Raw genomic sequence first — 18548 nt, 5'->3', positions numbered from 1 at the left:
AGTGGAGCGAGAAGGCAAAAAGCCAGAAAATAAAAAAACGAAACAATTAGAAGCATTCATACGTGAAAATAAAAATCAACCGTTAACAACTAATGAAGGGGTAAAAATTGCGAATGACGAAAATACTCTAACAGCTGGTGAACGCGGTCCCACCTTGATGGAGGATTTTATATTTCAGGATAAAATGGCTCATTTTGATAGAGAGCGTATTCCTGAGAGAGTAGTTCACGCGAGGGGATTTGCTGCACATGGGGTTTTTCGCGTATATGAATCGTTAGAAGATATAACAATGGCTCATTTTCTTCAAGATCCTAGTTTAGAAACACCTGTATTCGTCCGTTTTTCTCAGGTGGTGGGCTCTAGAGGGGTAAATGAAACGAACCGAGATGTGCGGGGATTTGCGACAAAATTTTATACAGAAGAAGGCAATTTTGACCTGGTAGGGAATAATATTCCCATCTTCTTTATTCAAGACGGGATTAAATTTCCAGATCTCATTCATGCAGTAAAACCAGAACCGCATAATGAAATTCCACAAGGTCAAACAGCTCATGACACTTTTTGGGATTTCATTTCGAGCAATGAAGAATCTGCAGCAATGATGATGTGGATTATGTCCGACCGAACCATTCCCCGTAGTTTTAGAACGATGGAGGGCTTCGGCGTCCATACATTTAGACTGGTTAATAAAAATAACGAAGCGAGATTTGTTAAATTTCATTGGAAGCCTGTACTTGGACTGCACTCGTTAATTTGGGATGAAGCACAAAAACTTGGCGGAGCAGATGCCGATTTTCACCGCAGAGATTTATGGGAAAATATCGAAGAAGGTCATTTTGCTGAGTATGAATTAGGCATACAAGTCATTAATGAAGAAGACGAATTTAAATTCGACTTTGATATTCTAGATGCGACTAAATTATGGCCAGAAGAGCTTGTTCCCGTACGGAAAATAGGTAAAATGACATTGAATCGAAATGTTGATAATGTTTTTGCCGAAACAGAACAAGTTGCTCTTCACCCTGGTAGTATCGTCCGTGGTATTGACTTCTCTAATGACCCCCTACTACAAACGCGTATTTTTTCCTATTCAGATACACAAATATATCGTGTAGGAACAAATTTTCAACAAATTCCTATTAATCGTCCTGTTTGTCCATTTCATAACAACCAACGAGACGGTGCAGCCAGATATATTATCGATAAGGACAAAGTCGCTTATCACAATAATTCCTTGCAAAACAATACACCTTATGAAGTACCCCCAGCAAGAGGCGGGTTTCTCACATACCCTTCTGAAGTTGAAGGCATGAAAGTTCGAAAGACTGCTCCAAGTTTTACAGACCACTTTTCTCAGGCGAGGTTATTTTGGAATAGTATGAGTGATGTTGAAAGGAATCATATTTTCTTAGCTTTTAGCTTTGAATTAGGTAAAGTAAAAAGTAAAATGGTCAGGCAAAATGTAGTCAACCTTATTGGTCATATTAGCCACGATCTGGCCACATCCGTGGCACATAAAATTGGTATCCAGCCACCAAATGTGAAAGAATCATCAGAAACTGCGTCCTCTAAAGCACTTAGTATGGCAAACACCACTTTTTCTCCAGCTACGTTAAAGGTGGGAATCATCGTAGCTGACCAATATGATGCAGCTATTGTACGTCCATTATTACAACAGCTGCTCGCTGCAAAAACTCGCCCGTTCATTATTAGTGAAACACAGGAAACATTGAATGGAACTGATGGTAGTACGCTTCAAGTCGACGATTCCTTTTTAACAGGTTCTCCCCTGGTTTATGACAGCCTATTTGTCGTATCTGGAAGAGGAGCTACACCTCACTTTAATCAAAAAGCAAAGAGCTATATAATTGAACAATTTAATCATTATAAACCGATTGGCTCTTCTCGAAGTGGTATGTACTTAATCCAAGAAGTTGGAATTATTAATAAACCTGGAGTAACAATCACAAACGGCCCTTTTAAAACTTATATACAAAATGTAGGTAAACAAAGGTTTTGGGAACGAGGATAATAGACAAAATACACCAGCGTCAACCACCTTTGTAATCCATTTTACATTAGACCACTTTTGTAGTGGTCTTCTCTTATGCTATCTATGCGTGTACTTCATTGTAATCTGTGCAAAAGATGAACATGGGTACGAATATCGTATTGAATGATAAGCACTCCTAAGACTTTTTCATTTGATTTTGATAAAAAGAGTACCTAGCGATCTTTGCTCTACTTCTTTCTCCCACATCTCATTCCTTATTAGCCATACTGCTGCTAAACAAACAAAAAAATAAACGCTCTTGAATCGTATAGACACGAGACAAGAATGTTTATTTAAAGTGCTCTATCATATTATTTAACTGCTTTAGCTTTGTTCCCAAAAATCTCTTTTTCTAATCTTCTACCTGTTGGTGTGGCCGCTAACCCACCTTCAGCCGTTTCTCTTAACGCAGAAGGCATCGTTTGACCAATTCGGTACATGGCATCAATCACTTCATCACATGGAATTCTACTTGTGATCCCTGCTAATGCCATGTCTGCTGCTGTCATCGCATTTGAAGCACCCATTGCGTTTCTTTTCACACAAGGGACTTCTACCAATCCAGCTACAGGATCACATACTAAACCGAGCATATTTTTTAAAGTAATCGCCATCGCATGTGCTGCTTGAGAAGGTGAACCGCCTGCCATTTCTGTAATAGCTGCAGCTGCCATCCCACTCGCTGACCCCACCTCTGCTTGGCAGCCACCAGCTGCTCCGGAAATGGATGCATTATTGGCAACAATAAAGCCAAAAGCTGCGGATGTAAATAAGAATTCAATCATTTCCTCTCTTGTTGGATTAAGTACATCCTTAACGGCAAACAGCGTTCCAGGTACAACGCCTGCGGAACCCGCTGTTGGTGTGGCACAAATAGTTCCCATTGCTGCATTTACTTCATTTGTAGCAACAGCTTTGCTAACAGCATCTAGCAGTGTATGACCAGAAAGTGCTTTTCCACTTTTTATATATTTTTGTAATAAAACCGCGTCTCCTCCTGTTAACCCAGAAACAGAAGTTACACCATTTAAACCTCTCTCTACTGCTTGTTCCATAACGGTAAGATTACGATCCATTTGGGCAATAATATCTTCACGTGTGCGCCCTGATACTTTAACTTCTTGACGAATCATCACTTCTGCAATTTTGATTTGCTCTCTTTCTGCTAATTCTACTAATTCTGCCGCGTTCTTAAATAACATATACATCCCTCCTACATGCTGTCATTAATCCACCATCTTGATGACTTGAGTGATATGTGGTAACTGAGCAATTTCGTCCATTAAGTTTTGATCAATATTTTGGTCTACTTCAATGACCATTAATGCCATTTTCCCTTTTTCTTTTCTTGACACTTCCATATGACCGATGTTTATTTCATGTTGTGCTAAAAGGTAAGTAACTTTTGAAATTACACCAAATTGGTCATTATGGACCACTAAGATAGCAGGATGTTCACCTGTAAGTTTGAGCGCAAATGAATTTAATTCAATTATTTCAATAGAGCCTCCACCAATGGAAATACCAACGAGCTCCATTTCTTTATCATCATCAAACAATTTAATGCGCACAGTATTTGGATGATCAACAACTGCTTCTTCAACAGAAAACACGATTTCCATTCCCAGTTGCTCGGCTAATTGAAGCGATCCAGGGATGCGTTCATCAAACGTATCGTAATCAAGAATTCCCCCTACAATTGCCACATCTGTTCCATGTCCCTTATACGTTTTCGCAAATGAACCATAAAGATATATTTCCGCCTTCGTTGGCTGCCTGCCAAATAAGGTCCGAGCTACCCTTCCAATCCGAGCAGCCCCAGCTGTATGTGAGCTAGAAGGTCCGATCATAACTGGGCCGATAATATCAAATGCTGATCTATATTTCATATATTATGCTCCTTTATCATTAACTGACTCTTTATCTTAAACATACTCATGCGTGTTTTCGTTCTCATTCTCATTCATCACTTTTATTTTTTGTAAATAATTATAAATAGTAAACTTAGAAACTCCTAAAATAGAAGCAACATATTCATTGGCTCCTTTAATTAAGAAGGTCCCTTTTTCCTCTAACTTTTTCACTGCCTCAATTTTTTCATCAATCGTCATACTTGCAGGTGCTTTTTTATACGGTTGAAGGACTTGTTCCACCATTTCGTGAACAATATCCTGTACGGATGTAAAGAAAGTTTCATCCTTTGTATCTTCTTCATTAAAGTTTGTTAACGTTTCAAGGACACCACCAAATTGCATCATCAAGCTTATGTCGTAGTTCATACATAGCGCGCCAATAATTTTATTATGTTCATCACGTAAGAAAACGGTCGATGATTTCATTACATTTCCTTTTGGTGTCTGCGTTTTATAGTTGGCAAGATCCTCTGCTTCATAGTTACCCTTTGCTAATTCGTTCAAAACTAAATCCGTAATTGGAGCACCAATTGAACGACCAGTTACATTACCGGCAAGATGTATAAGCGATTTCTTAAAATCCGAGAAATCATGAACACCTACTTCACAATGAGGGCCAAACATTTTTACAAGCATATCAGCCGTTCTAATAGCAAAGTCAAATATATGTTGATCCTTCTTTTTCATCTTTGTCACATCCTATACTCTTCGAATGAAACCGTTTTCAAAATGGTTGTATTTCAAATCCTAATCATCATAACACACATAAACTATAATTAAAATATTTTTTTAATGCATACAATTTTTTTGTAATAACGTTCAAAAGTACGATAAACTAAGAACAAATAAAAATCCGCAAGTCTAAAATACCTTTGTGCAAGTTTAAAAGACAGAAGATTATACCCTCTTTCGCTTGAGAAAGAAGAGGGCATTTGCCTTTCCTATTGACAACTCATCGTTTTGGACTCTTCTCTGAAGGAGATAATATAGCCTTGTGGAGACCTGATTTCTTTATTTTTGTGAAGCTCTCAGCTTGGGCTAATTCTATGAGTGCGACATTGAAATGCTTTAAATCAATATCACCACTAAGTTTTTTCATTTTACATGCATCTGCCCAACAACAAATGAAAAGCGAAAGAACAAAAGTCCTCTCGCTTTATCATCAAACATTTCTTAAGACCAAATGAAGACGATTATTTCTCGTTTCTTGCTCCTCTTCATCAGCTAAATCGTATTTCTTTAATAAGTGAAATACATCGTTTAGGATTTCTTGGCTATGTTCTTCTTGGAAAAAAAGGTCGAACTTTGCATGCAAATCCTTAGGCAAATACGATTGCTGATCTATATACTTATTTTTTACATCAGTCATTGTGTGATCCAATTTGCATTCGCTCATCTTTTATCCCCCTTAATCAATTTCTCAATGTATGAAGTATAACATTGATTATAAGTTGTTTGCTATATTTTAACCCGAAGTCCACATTCAATACTTTAACTTTCCACTTCACCGTCTTGAACATAGTGATAGTCCTCACGATTGATAGGGGTAAACCCTGCTGGATGATAAAACCTTAATAAATCTTTTGTTAATATTTCATCTGAAAGATCAAGTTTTTCTCTTGCAGCTTGTGTCAGTTGATCAAATTCCTCCTCATACGGTATCATTTTCCCGCTTTTACTATCATAAAAACGCCGATTAATCATACTTATATCATTCGAGACAAAATCACCATTTCGCAATGGCGTAAGTTCGATATGACCTTTGGCTAATAAATCTGTTCCTAAACCTAAATAATGATTGGTTTCAACCCCTAATAAATGTAGAAGTGTAGGCCTAATATCTAATTGTCCGCCGATAGGTTGAGGATAATCTCCTGTTTTCACTCCAGGGATATGAATAAAAACGGGGACTTGTTGTAATTTTAGACTTTCGATTGGTGTAATTTCTTTGCCGATAATCTCTGCCATCGCTTCATTATGATTCTCTGAAATTCCGTAGTGATCACCATAAAGGACAATAATAGAACGGTCATATAGACCACTCTTTTTCAAATCTGTGAAAAACTTAGATAATGCGGAATCTAGGTAATTTGCCGATTGGAAATACTGATTAACAACCTTATCATTTGTATTAGCTTGTGGGAAATTTGTATCCCATTCGTCCATTTCAAAAGGAAAATGATTGGATAATGTAATAAATTTTGCGTAAAAAGGTTCAGGTAATTCCTCTAATATTGGCATCGACTCTTCAAAAAAAGGTTTATCTTTCAATCCATAATTCTTCGTATTTCTCTCATTCATATCATAATATGATGCATCATAGAAACGGTCATAGCCTTGAGAACGATACATTTCATTCCGATTCCAAAATGTTTGATAATTCCCATGAAAGGAAGCAGATGTATAACCATATTCCTTTAATATTCCTGGTGTAGATTGAAAGGTATTTTGCGCTTTATTTACATAGGCCGACCCTTGCGGCATGCCATATAAAGAATTATCAAGAATGAACTCAGCATCCGATGTTTTACCTTGACCCGTTTGATTATAGATTTGATCGAAATAAAACGTCTCCTCATCTTCTACTAAAGAATTGAGAAAAGGTGTGACTTCCTTCCCTTCTATTTTCGTATTGATTACAAAATCTTGTAATGATTCCATTGAGACTACTATCACATTGCGATTTTGCGCCAATTGAAAATAATCCTTAGAAGGCGAAACATAGCGATCTTGAATTTCTTTTTTAATCTTCACCACATCTCCGCTATCTGCCATTGCTCTTTCACTCGTCGCATGTATATTTTGATAAATGTCAAAAAGTGTGAAATTGTATAACCCTAAATACTTGACTAAATAGGCGCGATCAAATGAGCGCTGAAATAACCCTGGTCGATCATTTTCTGCTAAAATGACATTTCCTATAACCATCATTACTCCTATGAAAAGGCCTATCAATGCCATTTTCATGCTTCGATTTCCAACAACCTTAACTTTAAATACGGTCAAAAGGACGACCAACACGATCAAATCTATAAAAAAGAGAATATCTATTGGCTGCATGAGAACTAAGGCACTATTACTTAATTGCCCCCCATTTGTTCTTGTTTGCATTAAGACTGGTATTGTAATGAAATCATTGAAGAATCGATAGTATACAACATTTGCATAAAGAAGAATGGTTAAAAGAAGATCCATGATAAGTAAATAAATCATTTGTTTACGTTTATTAAATATATACAAGATAAAAAATAAGCTAGCAGAACTTAAAATATGTGTAGCTAATATAATCATTTGCGTTCCCAGCTCAATATCCATTCCAAACTGTGTGTTATATGTAATCAAGAGCTTCATAACAAAACTACTTAATGCAATGAGAAAAATCGTATGAAATGAAATATATTTATTGTTACTTTCTTCCATGATAAAACCTCTTTCACGTTCTTTTATAAATAAAAATGTAATATGATATAAGCTTGCTCCTATTGAAGACGAAGACAAAAATAATAAAGTTTCAAAAATGCAGCTTTTTGATATCGTCCTGCTACATAAATAAAAATGAGAAAGCCTTCAAAGGTAAAGACCTTCGAAGGCTTTAAGTCATCATTAAACTACTGGTAACTCTACATAACTCACATTACATAACGGAATAATAATCTCGTCCGTTTCATTTGAATAATAACCAGATACGACACGTGCTAACACAAGTGAACCTTCATCTACGCGTAAAAGGACGCCTGTTTGAGAAGAAAAGTTACTTACTACAGTGATTGTACGTCCGATGTAACCTTCTAGCTCTTCTGCAATAGTTGGTGCTAATCCAGAAAACCCTCTAGACAATATAAACCCTCCTTATCCTAAATTAATAACTGATTGAATATTTCTAAATGGAACAAAGAAAGTTGAAGTACCATCAGTAACAACAACATAGTCTTTTCTCACTGCTGCTAATACACCTTCTACTGGACCACCTGTTGTTTCAATTTCTACAAAAGTGCCGACTAAGCGTTTTAATTCATTTCTTAGTCCTTCAAAATTACAGAAGTCATCACCACAGTCATTGTTATGAGATGGTTTTTCACAACCCTCTAACCATTCTTTTTCCTTACCACCTTGGTAACGATGTTTCTTCTTAGAGTCAGTACATAACATATTGTAATACCCTCCCTTCACTCCTTAATCACTAACTATCTTATGTCGTTTTCCTCAAACTGAATGGACGAGTTTCCCAGTACAAACGCCTTTTTTCTAACAATTCCTTAAACAATCCACATATAATGTAAAAAAAACATGATTGGAAGTGTTAAGATGAAATCCATATTAATGGTAGCTGATCACTTAGGAGCAAACGGAACAGTAACTTATATATTTACAATTAGTAAAGCATTAAAAGCCATGGGTTATACGATTATTGTCATCGGGAGACCCGGCGTATTAGGGGACAATTTTAAGCATGAGAACATTCCTGTCTATGAGGTTAATATCCCGACCACCTTTGACAAAAAATCTAATGAATTAGAAGCAAAAATAGAAGAAATCATTCATAACCATCAAATTGATCTCATTCATTGTCATCAAGTATATTCAGGTATTTTATTCCTTCATATGGCACAAAAACATAACATCCCCTATGTCTACACTCTTCATGGTCTATATAACCGAAAAGACGAGTTATTAAAAATACTTCCAAAATGTAACCAAATCATTACTGTTAGCCAATTCGTTCAAGAGCAATTGGTTCATCAATATAATCTGACATCTACCTTCATTCCCAATGGCCTTGATGGAAATGATTATTTTTATCAATCTGATCTAACTGCAAGAAAAAACCTTCATATCCCAGAAACAGGATTTGTTGTCTTTTATGCCAGCCGGCTCGAATTTGATAAAGCAGATATTTGCATGCGTCTGTTAAAAGCCATTGAAGAATTGAGACAACCAAACCTATATGCACTTGTTGCTGGGGAAGGTTTTAGAACGAAACAAATTCATAATATGATTAAAGCGATGAATCGGAAAAGAGCTACACCGTACGTTCATTTATTAGGCTCACAACAAGATTTACGCCCCTTTTACTATTCCGTTAATGCGGTTGTAGGAACCGGAAGAACAGCAATGGAAGCGATATGCTGCGAAGTTCCTGTTATAGCAGCAGGAGCAAAAGGTTATAGTGGAATTGTGACAAAAGAAAACTGGGAAAAAATGAAATATGGTCATTTTGCTGATCATCATGCAGATCAACCTATTCATCAACGGAATATCAAAAATGACATCTTCCAATTGATGACTCATGAAAAAAAACTTGTAGAAATGAAAGAAATTCGTCAAGCATTATTAAAAGATTTTAACATTGCGAAAATCACAAAAGATTTAACTAATTTGTACGTGAACATCCTCAATTAATGTTAAAATATGCTAAAAGAAAAAAAGGAGGTGCAAGCTCTCTATGTCTAGAAAGAAAATCATATTTATTTCTTTCATAAGTTTAACAACGGTTTTCACCGCTATACTTATTTATTTTGCGGTGCTAGAGGGAGTCACCTATCAAGCAGCTTCAAAACTGGCTGACACGCTGCAAGAAGAAGACATGCAAAAATTATTAAACGACCCTACAATCCTGTCATATATCAATGAAAAAGACGAGATTGCAACAATGAACTTAAGTAAAACGGACTTACCGATCAAAACGAGATCAGAAGCCATGACTAAAGTAACACAAACCTTCAGCAATCAAGACATCAAGGATCTTTCTACAAAACTAAAACATGGGTTAACGGAGAAAGATAAGGAAAAATTAATGGACACCGTTAATAAGCATTTTAGTGATGAAGAAATTCTTTCACTAAAAATACTTGCCATACAAGAGCTTAAAAAAAGAGAATATCAATCACAAAAACAATAAAATGCCTGGCATGTTCAGACACACTAAAAAGGCGTATAATAATAGACAATTAAACATATAGGAGGCTCACAAATTTGACTCACTTTCAAACGAAAGAAACACTGCAATTATTAAAAGATTTAGTTTCCATCCCTAGTCCATCAGGGAATACATATGAAGTAATTTCATTCGTTGAGGAATATTTGCATGAACTTGGCGTACAAACAAGAAAAAATCGCAAAGGTGCTCTTATCGCAACAATTACTGGCAAAGACGATTCCCAACATAGGATGTTAACTGCACATGTGGATACATTAGGAGCCATTGTAAAGGAAATTAAGCCGAGTGGCAGATTAAAAATTGATCTAATCGGTGGGTTTCGTTATAACTCTATTGAAGGTGAGTACTGTCAAATAGAAACGTCAGATGGAAAAAAATATACTGGGACGATTCTCATGCATCAGACCTCTGTTCACGTATATAAAGATGCCGGTACAGCGGAAAGAAATATAAATAATATGGAAGTACGTTTAGATGAAGAAATACACTCCATTGAAGACGTTAAAAAACTAGGAATTGCCGTAGGAGATTTTGTTTCATTTGATCCACGAGTGGAAATAACCAACGCTGGATTTATCAAATCTAGACATTTAGATGATAAAGCAAGTGTAGCTATTTTACTGCAGTTAATGAAAGATATCACTACTACTCGTATTGAATTACCTTATACAACTCATTTCCTCATTTCAAATAATGAAGAAATTGGTTATGGAGGCAATTCAAATATCACTGACGAAACAGTAGAATATTTAGCTGTGGATATGGGAGCGATCGGTGATGGACAGGCAACTGATGAATATACGGTTTCTATCTGTGCGAAGGATTCTAGTGGGCCTTATCATTATCAATTGCGTAAACATTTAGTCGCTCTGGCAGAAGAACATCAAATCGGTTATAAAGTGGATATTTATCCATACTACGGTTCCGATGCATCTGCCGCGATTAGAGCTGGATTTGATATTATTCACGGATTAATCGGACCAGGAATCGATTCTTCTCACGCTTTTGAGCGCACGCATGAAAAGAGTATTCGCCAAACTTACGACTTACTTTATTATTATTTACTGTCAGAACTAGTTGGTTAAAGGATCAATCCTGAGTGTAATTGATATAACCCTACCTGCCAAAACATATTGTTTGACGGCAGGTATATTTTCTTCCTAATGCCCACCCCTTCTTAGCTCTGAGATTTTTTTTAATACATGATTTCGATACTGCCTCTTTATGAAGAGAACCTCTTGCTTTATTTCTCTTTGATGATGCACTGTCCCCATTTCTTCATGCACACGATAATTCACTAACTTTTCAGTAAGATAGTGAAATTCCTCACTTAGGCCAACCCGCAACCACATCTCATAATCATGTGTATATCGATAACTAACATCAAATGGACCAACTTCGCGTAATAAATCCATACGCAGCATAACTGTACAACCGTGAATAAAACATATATTTAATAAAGCTTTTAAAAAGTGACTTCTCAATGAATAGGTTTGATTAAAATAAGCATCTATCTGTGAATCACTCTTCCCAATTGTCTCACAGCCGGTATAACAAGCTCTTACACCATATGTTTCCATATACTTTACTTGTTTTTCTATTTTTGTTGGCTTATAGCTATCATCGGCACTAAGCCAACAAAAATATTTACCTGTTGCGATTTGAATGCCAGCATTGAGAGCTGTAGCTGTGCCTCCATTTTCCTTCCTTACATAAGTAACCTGTTTTTTATATGGTTCAAGTTTATCAAGATGTAATGTGGACCCATCATCGATGACAATAATCTCGATATTTCCATATGTCTGTGCAAGCAGACTTTCAATTGCCTCATCAATATACCGGCAATTATAAAAAGGGATGACTACTGAAACTTTATCCATAAATTAAATGCACTCCGTTCTTTCTTTCTAGACGTATTGTCCAAACCACATGTGAGACTTAAGCATATTTATAGTATTAGAGGATAAATGTGATAGGAGGAGTACATCTTGAAAGTATTATTTATATTCTATGTACCAAGTGGAGGAGTCGAAACCTTAAATCGACAAAGAAGTATTGCTTTAAAGGAGGTAGGAATCACTTGTCATTTTCTATATTATGAAAACCGTAGAAATTATATAAATGAACACTATAATCCTGTATTTATTAAAAGTGATGAAGAAGAAATTATTACCCTTATAAAGAAACATCAATATGACGCCATTGTCATTACTTCCGATTTTAAAATGGTGCCTGCTATCAAAAAAAGTGGGTACAATGGTAAAATCTATGTTGAAATCCAAGGTTATGGGTCGATACAACAAACAAGATATGGTTTTTCTATCGGTAAAACATTAGCAGAGAATGATATTGATGGTTTTCTTAATCCAAGAACTCCCCATATTTCCACATTATTAAGTGAGATGTTCCCAAATGTTCCTAAGTATGAATTTAATAATTGCTTTGACTGCAGTCACTTTAACTATAAAGCGACTGGCAAAAGTTTTGTCCAACCAATTATTGGTTGGGTTGGTCGGATCGAGGATAATAAAAACTGGCAGGAATTTTTGAACATTTGTTTTCTACTAAAAAGGAAACTACGTAATCAGCTACAAGTCTACCTTTTTGAAGATCCAACACTATCTTTCCCTAAAGATAGAGAGAATTTTTTAAAGACGATGAAAAAGTACCATTTAGAAAAAAACATCAATTTATTACCGAATATTCCTAATGAGAAAATGGCTGACTACTTTTCCATGATTAGTGATTCTGGTGGATTTCTTTGTTCGACCTCAAAAATAGAAGGTGCCCCCTTAACAGCATTAGAAGCGATGAGCTGTAGATGCCCAATACTCACAACTGATTCTAGCGGTATAAGAACAGCTGTCACTCATAATGTTACCGGTAAATACTATGATATTGGCAACCCAAAAGAAGCTGTTAAAGAAGGAATAGAGCTAATTCAAAACCAGACGCTCAGACAGACAATTATTAATAACGCAGTATCCCATGTAAAAACGAACTTTGCCCCCTCGCTTTATGCTCAGAATTTCAAGAAAATGATGACAAGTACATTACCAGTAAGTAACTGAAATATGTTCTATGACGGAAAAACAACTAAAAAATTCTCATAGCAAATCTTTTACTATGCTGTTGTTTTCTAATTGAAACGTCATGTCATCTTATAAGGAATACGTTGCAACTACTCATTTAACTATTTTATTTATTCAGTAGCCTCTTTAAGGAATTGAAACAAGTAGATTGTAATAATCATACATTAGGAAATGAATTGAGCAGTACATTACACTGCTCAATTCTGTTTTTACTCTATTGGTATAACTCGGAATCTTAACTTCCATTGTGTATTCGCCTTTGGGTTTACCTAATCGGCAATCATTTTTTTAAGGATCTCTATCAGTTTTACAATTAGAACGCACAAAGTATTATGCAAAAAAAGAAACACTCCATATTCAGAGTGTTCATTTGGCATGTATTCATCCAGATCACTATTTTATAAAAACTAGTATTATTTCATATCCACTTTTTTAATAGTTTCCTTAATTTTCTACGATAAATGGCTTCGAGTTTACGTATTTCCATTTTCATTGCCGGCTGATTTTTAGCTGATGTTGAATTACTATGAGAGCGATATTTTGTTAGACTTTCATTTATAAATGCTATTGAAGTTTTGGCAAGGACTACTCTTAACCACATATCATAGTCTTGAGTGAATTTATATAGAGTATTGAAATAGCCCACTTCATTAAATACATCTTTCTTTATCATAACTGTGCATCCATTTACAGGGTTGTAGTATAAAAATGTTTCATAAATATGATTGGTAGATAGAAAATTAATCGTTAAGTTTTTCATCACAACTTCATTATTTTCGTTGATGATATCATAGTTTGTAAAACTCATATCCACTAGACGATCTTCCATAAAATCTACTTGTTTTTCAATCTTTTCATGTTCAAATAAATCATCGGCACTTAACCAGGCAATATATTTACCTTTAGCAGCTTTAATTCCCGTATTTAATGCAGCTGCTGTTCCTTTATTTCTTTGATAAATATAGGTTAGTTTATCTTTATACGCTTGCACTAAGTGTACGTATTCAGTTGAACCATCATCGACAACAATTAATTCTATATTTTTATACGTTTGTTGTAATACACTTTCAATTGCTTGATCGACATATTGGCAATTATAAAAAGGAATAACGACCGAAACTAGTGGCTCCATATTTACACGTCCTTCTTTATCTTATTCCTAAAGTGAGTTAACACATCATTTAAAGATTCTTTTAACGTGTAGTCTCTCACCCAACCTAATTCTCTTAATCTTTGTGCACTCATTGATGATACATAAGATGGTCGTAACTCTTCCACTTCTTCAATATGAATATTTTCATTTGTAAGAGATTTGTAAATAGCCATCACTTCAAGGAGTGTGTAAGATGTTTCAGAACAAATCTCGTACACTTCTCCAACTTTTCCTTTTCTTAACAACAATTCGTAAGCTTTTATTGCATCTCTTACATCGAGAAAATCTCTTTTAGCATTGACAGCAATCTCTATCGCTTCTTCCTTATTATAAGAATGCTTTGTTTCTATTTCTGCAATTCGTTGACCTAAAATGGCACAAATCCCCGTCGAATTTCCTGGCCCAATTAAATTCGTGGGTTTAGCTAAGATGACTTGGCTTTCAAAGAGCTGAATCCAGGACTTTGCCAGTATGACTTGTATCGTTTTGCTAAGACTATAAGGGTTTTTCAGTGTGTCTATTTGATTGGGTTCAAACTCTAAGGCAGAACCCGGTATAAGAATGCGACAGTGTTTCACATGCTTTCTAGCTTCGTCTATTAATTTGGCTGTTGCCATCGTATTAACACTTAATACATCTACTGGATGTTCCCATGAATCAGAAACACTACATCTCCCAGCTAAATGTAAAATATAATCAGGCTTACTGACATTTACTGCTTCTTCAATTTGTTCAAGCGATAATAAATCACAAATGATTACCTTATATGGTAATGATAATATTGGCTGATTCCTCATTAATGCATATACTTGATAACCTTGATTATGAAAGAAATCACATGCATGCCGACCCGTAAACCCACCAGCACCAGTAATAAGGACCGTTTTCCCTTTACCCATATTGCCCCTCTCACTCTCCAATTCGAACAACTTACTAAATAGCATATGAAGAGTTTGTCTATTTGTTTCGGGCTCAAATCGTAAAAAAATGGTGAAACTTGTCCAAGCACCTCGCACTTCATTCACATAATGTATTACTAACTGACAAGCAAAGGAGGTGAACATATTGGGAACATTTTTAGATTCACAAAGTTCACAAAACTCAACAGCAAATGGTCAGATTAGTATACCTGTAACAGCTACACCAGCATTATTCGGTACATTAGGCTTGAATTTAGCAGGTGCTGGTGCTAATCCACGTGTAACATTTTCTATCAGTGCCGCCTTCACTTCATTAGCTACAGTGTTAACACCGATTGTCGTAAACGTATATCGTGTGGTGAACGGTACCCCAACACTTATTTATTCAGCCACACAAACATTAGCAGTTGCAGGTCTTGGAGTAGCTTCAACTACTGTCTTATCTTTCAATGGTGCCGATTACAACCCCATTGCTACAACGACTTTTCCAATTTATCGCGCAACAATCAATGTAGGAGGCGGAGTTGTATTATTTCCAACACGAACAGGACCAGAAACATTTTATGCAGCAGCCTATTCTGATTAATTTCTGAATGACGCAAAACACGGACAATATATGTTTTTATCATATTTTGTCCGCGTTTTAATTTGAAAAAAGCCTTTCTATTTAAGATATTTAGCTGGTATACCCGTCTATAACCGATTATAGCGCACTGCATATACATAGTATGTGGACAATCAAAAAGGAGAGGAACATATGAGGATTTTATTTGCAACCTTTTGGCAAATTCCGCATGTTGGGGGCGTATGGAAATATATGAACCAACTAAAGAATAGGTATGAACTACTTGGTCATACAGTAGATATCATTGGTTTTACTCAAGGCCATAAAGCACTTGCGGTCATTAATCGTAATATTTTTATCCCTACGCCCGCTGGACAACCACCTATGGCTGAGAGTAATGATCCCATTATTGGCTCTTATTCTTCCTTATTAGACATATATATAAATTGTTTCAAACAAATTGACCTTAGCGAATATAATGTCATACATGCCCAGGATATTTTCTCTTCTATAGCGGTCAATCGATTAAAACACCCTCAAACGGCAACAGTTACTACCATGCATGGATGTGTAGCTCAAGAAATTATTGATGCCCATTATCATGGGCAAATAGAAAATCGCTCCATAGAAGGTGTTCAATATTTCTGTCAACTCGAAAAACAAGGAGCTGAAGCTAGCGACTGTACTATTGTGGCAAACCGATGGATGTATGAAAAATTGATCTCCCAATTCGATGTATCGAGTCAGCAATTAAACATTTTACACTACGGCTATGATATTGAAGCTTTTACTGCTAGCGCGAAGGAAACGACCAATATGAAAAAACCACGCAATAAAAAAGTGATCATTTTCACAGGTAGGTTCACACCGTTCAAAGGGGTTAGGTTTCTCATTGAAGCACTTTCAATGCTTAAGAAAACAAGACATGATTGGGTATGTTGGCTTGTAGGGAGCGGCCCTGAAGAAAACGAATTGAAAAAACTTGTTAAAGAAGCGCGACTAGAGAAAGATATTGTCTTTCTAGGGCAACGAGATGATATCCCTGCCTTATTGCAACAGTCAGATATGCTTATTTTACCAACGTTAATTGAGAACCAACCTTTATCTGTTATTGAAGCACAACTTTCTGGGAAAGCCATTATCGCTAGTCAAGTCGGTGGTGTCCCCGAGATGATTCAACATGGTATGACAGGCATGCTAGTACCTCCAAAAAACGCCTACCCCCTTTATGAAACGATTGCTTATCTCTTACAAGAGCCAGCATTCTTAAATAATCTCGGGATGCGTGCCAAACATTTCGCAGATGATTACTGGCGTTTAGGCCCAGCCATTGATCGTGTTATTGCCGTTTACCAAAAAGCCTTGAAGACAAAGCAAATTTAGGGAGGAACAATCATGAATATTGTTATTAGTGGAGGAGCAGGATTTATTGGTTCACATTTAGTGGACTATTTTATAAAAGAAGGGGCAAAAGTATATGTGATTGATAACTTTTCATCTAGTACACAAAAATATCTCCACCCTGAGTCAATCGTTCTTGATTGTGATATAAGAAGTGACAAAATAAAGCAGCATTTTTCTACCATAAAACCTGAGCTTGTTTTCCATCTTGCTGCTCAAGCAGATGTAACAAAATCAATCAAATATCCAACTACAGATGCAGATATTAATATCGTAGGTACAATCAATCTACTAGAAGCTAGTGTACAAGCAAAAGTAAAGCAATTTATATTCTCATCTACCTCCGCTGTATACGGAGAATCATCGGAGGATATTATTCACGAAACAGATCCCACTCAACCAATCTCCTACTACGGTATGTCAAAATATGCAGCAGAAAATTATATCCGCCTTTACCACCATTTATATCAATTACCCTATACGATATTACGCTATGGCAATGTGTATGGTCCTAGACAAACACCCAAAGGAGAAGGTGGTGTTATTGCTGTTTTCCTTCAAAAGATTTTATCCGGGGAATCACTTAATATCCACGGGAATGGTGAACAAACACGAGATTTTATATTTGTCGACGATATCGTTCTTGCAAATGTGTCTGCTAGTAAACAAATCACAAATGATACCTATCACGTGAGCACAGGTTTAAAAACTTCAGTTAATCAAATCATTGAAAAACTTTCGCATATTCATTCTAAGCCGATAAAGAAACAATATGTTACAAGTCGCCAAGGAGATATAAAAGATAGCTGCCTTTCCCGAGAAAAAATCAAACAGAAACTCAATTGGGTACCACACCATTCTATCGACGAGGGCTTACTACAAACCTATCAATTTATGAAAAACAAAAGCTAACTTAATGTAAAGAAGCTTTTTTATGAAGATTCTAGCTACGTATTGGGCGATTCCTCACTTAGGGGGAGTGTGGAATTATATGAATCAGTTAAGAAAAGGGCTCGAGGCAGAAGGTCATGAGGTAGATTTAATGGGGTTTAATACACAAAACCGTCATGTCATTATTATTAATAAAGATATTAATATTCCGATTACACCGCCTCATACAGAACTTCCGCCTGATGAATAAATTATTAAATATACCGCTTATCAAAGCAAGGAATATGAGAAGGCAGCTGCTCAAATGGATTTGGAAGCATATCATACATGAACAAGACGTTATTGCAGCCCGTGCAATTGATCATTTAAAACTCAAACACCCTGCTCTCATTACAACTATACATGGATCCCTGACAAAAGAAATAAAAGAACAGTTTTTCCAAGACCCTTCATCAAAATTGGAGAATTTATCGTATTTTAAGAATTTAGAATACACCGGTTAAAGGGCAGGTTATACCACTATTGTAGCTAATGAATGGATGAAACGTATTTTATGTAATGATATTCACATCGAGAGTCATCAACTAACTATCCTTCAATATGGGTTTGATATTGATGATTT

Annotated in this window: 20 protein-coding genes; 10 read left to right on the top strand and 10 right to left on the bottom strand. The window is 35.9% G+C overall.

The genetic code is table 11. The features are described from left to right. The first annotated feature begins 1 nt into the window (after position 1). A complete protein-coding gene (locus LCM23_RS07395) occupies positions 2-2032 on the top strand; it encodes a catalase (RefSeq protein WP_224936359.1) in 2031 nt (676 codons plus the stop codon). 332 nt (positions 2033-2364) lie between these two features. Here the strand turns inward: LCM23_RS07395 and sdaAA are convergent, their stop codons facing one another. From sdaAA to LCM23_RS07360, 7 genes are all read right to left on the bottom strand, one after another. After that, positions 2365-3255, bottom strand: a complete 891-nt coding sequence (gene sdaAA / locus LCM23_RS07390; protein WP_224936358.1) for an L-serine ammonia-lyase, iron-sulfur-dependent, subunit alpha — start codon at positions 3253-3255, stop codon at positions 2365-2367. Positions 3256-3279: 24 nt separating this feature from the next. Further along, positions 3280-3942, bottom strand: a complete 663-nt coding sequence (gene sdaAB, locus LCM23_RS07385) for an L-serine ammonia-lyase, iron-sulfur-dependent subunit beta (RefSeq protein WP_224936357.1) — start codon at positions 3940-3942, stop codon at positions 3280-3282. Between the two features lie 36 nt (positions 3943-3978). Then, positions 3979-4653, bottom strand: coding sequence for a helix-turn-helix transcriptional regulator (locus LCM23_RS07380; protein ID WP_224936356.1), 675 nt, complete (start codon positions 4651-4653; stop codon positions 3979-3981). 475 nt (positions 4654-5128) lie between these two features. Next, positions 5129-5362, bottom strand: coding sequence for a group-specific protein (locus LCM23_RS07375; RefSeq protein ID WP_224936355.1), 234 nt, complete (start codon positions 5360-5362; stop codon positions 5129-5131). Positions 5363-5457: 95 nt separating this feature from the next. Continuing rightward, positions 5458-7386, bottom strand: coding sequence for an LTA synthase family protein (locus tag LCM23_RS07370; protein ID WP_224936354.1), 1929 nt, complete (start codon positions 7384-7386; stop codon positions 5458-5460). A gap of 183 nt (positions 7387-7569) precedes the next feature. Beyond that, positions 7570-7803 (bottom strand): hypothetical protein, encoded by a 234-nt coding sequence (locus LCM23_RS07365; RefSeq protein ID WP_224936353.1) that lies wholly within the window; start codon positions 7801-7803, stop codon positions 7570-7572. 12 nt (positions 7804-7815) lie between these two features. Next, positions 7816-8115 (bottom strand): DUF2642 domain-containing protein, encoded by a 300-nt coding sequence (locus LCM23_RS07360; RefSeq protein WP_224936352.1) that lies wholly within the window; start codon positions 8113-8115, stop codon positions 7816-7818. Between the two features lie 156 nt (positions 8116-8271). On the opposite strand from LCM23_RS07360, the gene LCM23_RS07355 reads away from it, so the two are divergent. The 3 genes from LCM23_RS07355 to LCM23_RS07345 all read left to right on the top strand — a co-directional run bounded on the left by LCM23_RS07355 (position 8272) and on the right by LCM23_RS07345 (position 10989). Further along, the gene (locus LCM23_RS07355; RefSeq protein WP_224936351.1) at positions 8272-9366 is read left to right on the top strand and encodes a glycosyltransferase; all 1095 of its coding nucleotides are present in this window, start codon (positions 8272-8274) and stop codon (positions 9364-9366) included. A 43-nt stretch (positions 9367-9409) separates the two neighbouring features. Continuing rightward, the gene (locus LCM23_RS07350; protein WP_224936350.1) at positions 9410-9865 is read left to right on the top strand and encodes a hypothetical protein; all 456 of its coding nucleotides are present in this window, start codon (positions 9410-9412) and stop codon (positions 9863-9865) included. A gap of 101 nt (positions 9866-9966) precedes the next feature. Further along, a complete protein-coding gene (locus LCM23_RS07345; protein WP_404826593.1) occupies positions 9967-10989 on the top strand; it encodes a M42 family metallopeptidase in 1023 nt (340 codons plus the stop codon). A 75-nt stretch (positions 10990-11064) separates the two neighbouring features. On the opposite strand, the gene LCM23_RS07340 is transcribed toward LCM23_RS07345, so the two are convergent. Then, positions 11065-11784: a glycosyltransferase family 2 protein gene (locus tag LCM23_RS07340; protein ID WP_224936348.1), complete on the bottom strand. Its 720-nt coding sequence runs from the start codon at positions 11782-11784 to the stop codon at positions 11065-11067. A 108-nt stretch (positions 11785-11892) separates the two neighbouring features. On the opposite strand from LCM23_RS07340, the gene LCM23_RS07335 reads away from it, so the two are divergent. After that, entirely contained in the window at positions 11893-12975 is a 1083-nt protein-coding gene (locus LCM23_RS07335; protein WP_224936347.1) for a glycosyltransferase family 4 protein, read from the top strand. 439 nt (positions 12976-13414) lie between these two features. On the opposite strand, the gene LCM23_RS07330 is transcribed toward LCM23_RS07335, so the two are convergent. Both LCM23_RS07330 and LCM23_RS07325 read right to left on the bottom strand, forming a co-directional pair. Further along, on the bottom strand, positions 13415-14128 hold the full coding sequence (locus LCM23_RS07330) for a glycosyltransferase (RefSeq protein WP_224936346.1): 714 nt from the start codon (positions 14126-14128) through the stop codon (positions 13415-13417). A gap of 2 nt (positions 14129-14130) precedes the next feature. Continuing rightward, positions 14131-15048 carry an NAD-dependent epimerase/dehydratase family protein gene (locus tag LCM23_RS07325; protein ID WP_224936345.1) on the bottom strand — a complete coding sequence of 306 codons (918 nt, stop codon included), beginning with the start codon at positions 15046-15048 and terminating at the stop codon, positions 14131-14133. A gap of 166 nt (positions 15049-15214) precedes the next feature. Here LCM23_RS07325 and LCM23_RS07320 point away from each other — a divergent pair, with 166 nt between their 5' ends. From LCM23_RS07320 to LCM23_RS07300, 5 genes are all read left to right on the top strand, one after another. Beyond that, the gene (locus LCM23_RS07320; RefSeq protein WP_224936344.1) at positions 15215-15655 is read left to right on the top strand and encodes a hypothetical protein; all 441 of its coding nucleotides are present in this window, start codon (positions 15215-15217) and stop codon (positions 15653-15655) included. Positions 15656-15826: 171 nt separating this feature from the next. Further along, entirely contained in the window at positions 15827-17017 is a 1191-nt protein-coding gene (locus LCM23_RS07315; protein ID WP_224936343.1) for a glycosyltransferase family 4 protein, read from the top strand. Positions 17018-17029: 12 nt separating this feature from the next. After that, a complete protein-coding gene (locus LCM23_RS07310; RefSeq protein ID WP_224936342.1) occupies positions 17030-17947 on the top strand; it encodes a GDP-mannose 4,6-dehydratase in 918 nt (305 codons plus the stop codon). A gap of 22 nt (positions 17948-17969) precedes the next feature. Then, positions 17970-18176 (top strand): hypothetical protein, encoded by a 207-nt coding sequence (locus LCM23_RS07305; RefSeq protein ID WP_224936341.1) that lies wholly within the window; start codon positions 17970-17972, stop codon positions 18174-18176. After that, positions 18169-18429: a hypothetical protein gene (locus LCM23_RS07300; RefSeq protein ID WP_224936340.1), complete on the top strand. Its 261-nt coding sequence runs from the start codon at positions 18169-18171 to the stop codon at positions 18427-18429. The genes LCM23_RS07305 and LCM23_RS07300 overlap by 8 nt, the downstream gene beginning before the upstream one ends. Positions 18430-18548 lie beyond the last annotated feature (119 nt).

Origin of the sequence: Cytobacillus kochii (assembly GCF_020171845.1) — a bacterium.
Taxonomy (GTDB): domain Bacteria; phylum Bacillota; class Bacilli; order Bacillales; family Cytobacillaceae; genus Cytobacillus; species Cytobacillus kochii.
The sequence above is the reverse complement of the archived record's forward strand: the minus strand, read 5'-3'. Positions and strand labels throughout refer to the sequence as shown.

Excerpts from the sequence above, each read along its gene's own strand:
- sdaAA (WP_224936358.1), bottom strand. The coding sequence starts at position 3,255 with ATGTTATTTAAGAACGCGGCAGAATTAGTAGAATTAGCAGAAAGAGAG.
- sdaAB (WP_224936357.1), bottom strand. The coding sequence starts at position 3,942 with ATGAAATATAGATCAGCATTTGATATTATCGGCCCAGTTATGATCGGA.
- LCM23_RS07380 (WP_224936356.1), bottom strand. The coding sequence starts at position 4,653 with ATGAAAAAGAAGGATCAACATATATTTGACTTTGCTATTAGAACGGCT.
- LCM23_RS07375 (WP_224936355.1), bottom strand. The coding sequence starts at position 5,362 with ATGAGCGAATGCAAATTGGATCACACAATGACTGATGTAAAAAATAAG.
- LCM23_RS07370 (WP_224936354.1), bottom strand. The coding sequence starts at position 7,386 with ATGGAAGAAAGTAACAATAAATATATTTCATTTCATACGATTTTTCTC.
- LCM23_RS07360 (WP_224936352.1), bottom strand. The coding sequence starts at position 8,115 with ATGTTATGTACTGACTCTAAGAAGAAACATCGTTACCAAGGTGGTAAG.
- LCM23_RS07355 (WP_224936351.1), top strand. The coding sequence starts at position 8,272 with ATGAAATCCATATTAATGGTAGCTGATCACTTAGGAGCAAACGGAACA.
- LCM23_RS07350 (WP_224936350.1), top strand. The coding sequence starts at position 9,410 with ATGTCTAGAAAGAAAATCATATTTATTTCTTTCATAAGTTTAACAACG.
- LCM23_RS07340 (WP_224936348.1), bottom strand. The coding sequence starts at position 11,784 with ATGGATAAAGTTTCAGTAGTCATCCCTTTTTATAATTGCCGGTATATT.
- LCM23_RS07330 (WP_224936346.1), bottom strand. The coding sequence starts at position 14,128 with ATGGAGCCACTAGTTTCGGTCGTTATTCCTTTTTATAATTGCCAATAT.
- LCM23_RS07325 (WP_224936345.1), bottom strand. The coding sequence starts at position 15,048 with ATGGGTAAAGGGAAAACGGTCCTTATTACTGGTGCTGGTGGGTTTACG.
- LCM23_RS07315 (WP_224936343.1), top strand. The coding sequence starts at position 15,827 with ATGAGGATTTTATTTGCAACCTTTTGGCAAATTCCGCATGTTGGGGGC.
- LCM23_RS07310 (WP_224936342.1), top strand. The coding sequence starts at position 17,030 with ATGAATATTGTTATTAGTGGAGGAGCAGGATTTATTGGTTCACATTTA.
- LCM23_RS07305 (WP_224936341.1), top strand. The coding sequence starts at position 17,970 with ATGAAGATTCTAGCTACGTATTGGGCGATTCCTCACTTAGGGGGAGTG.
- LCM23_RS07300 (WP_224936340.1), top strand. The coding sequence starts at position 18,169 with ATGAATAAATTATTAAATATACCGCTTATCAAAGCAAGGAATATGAGA.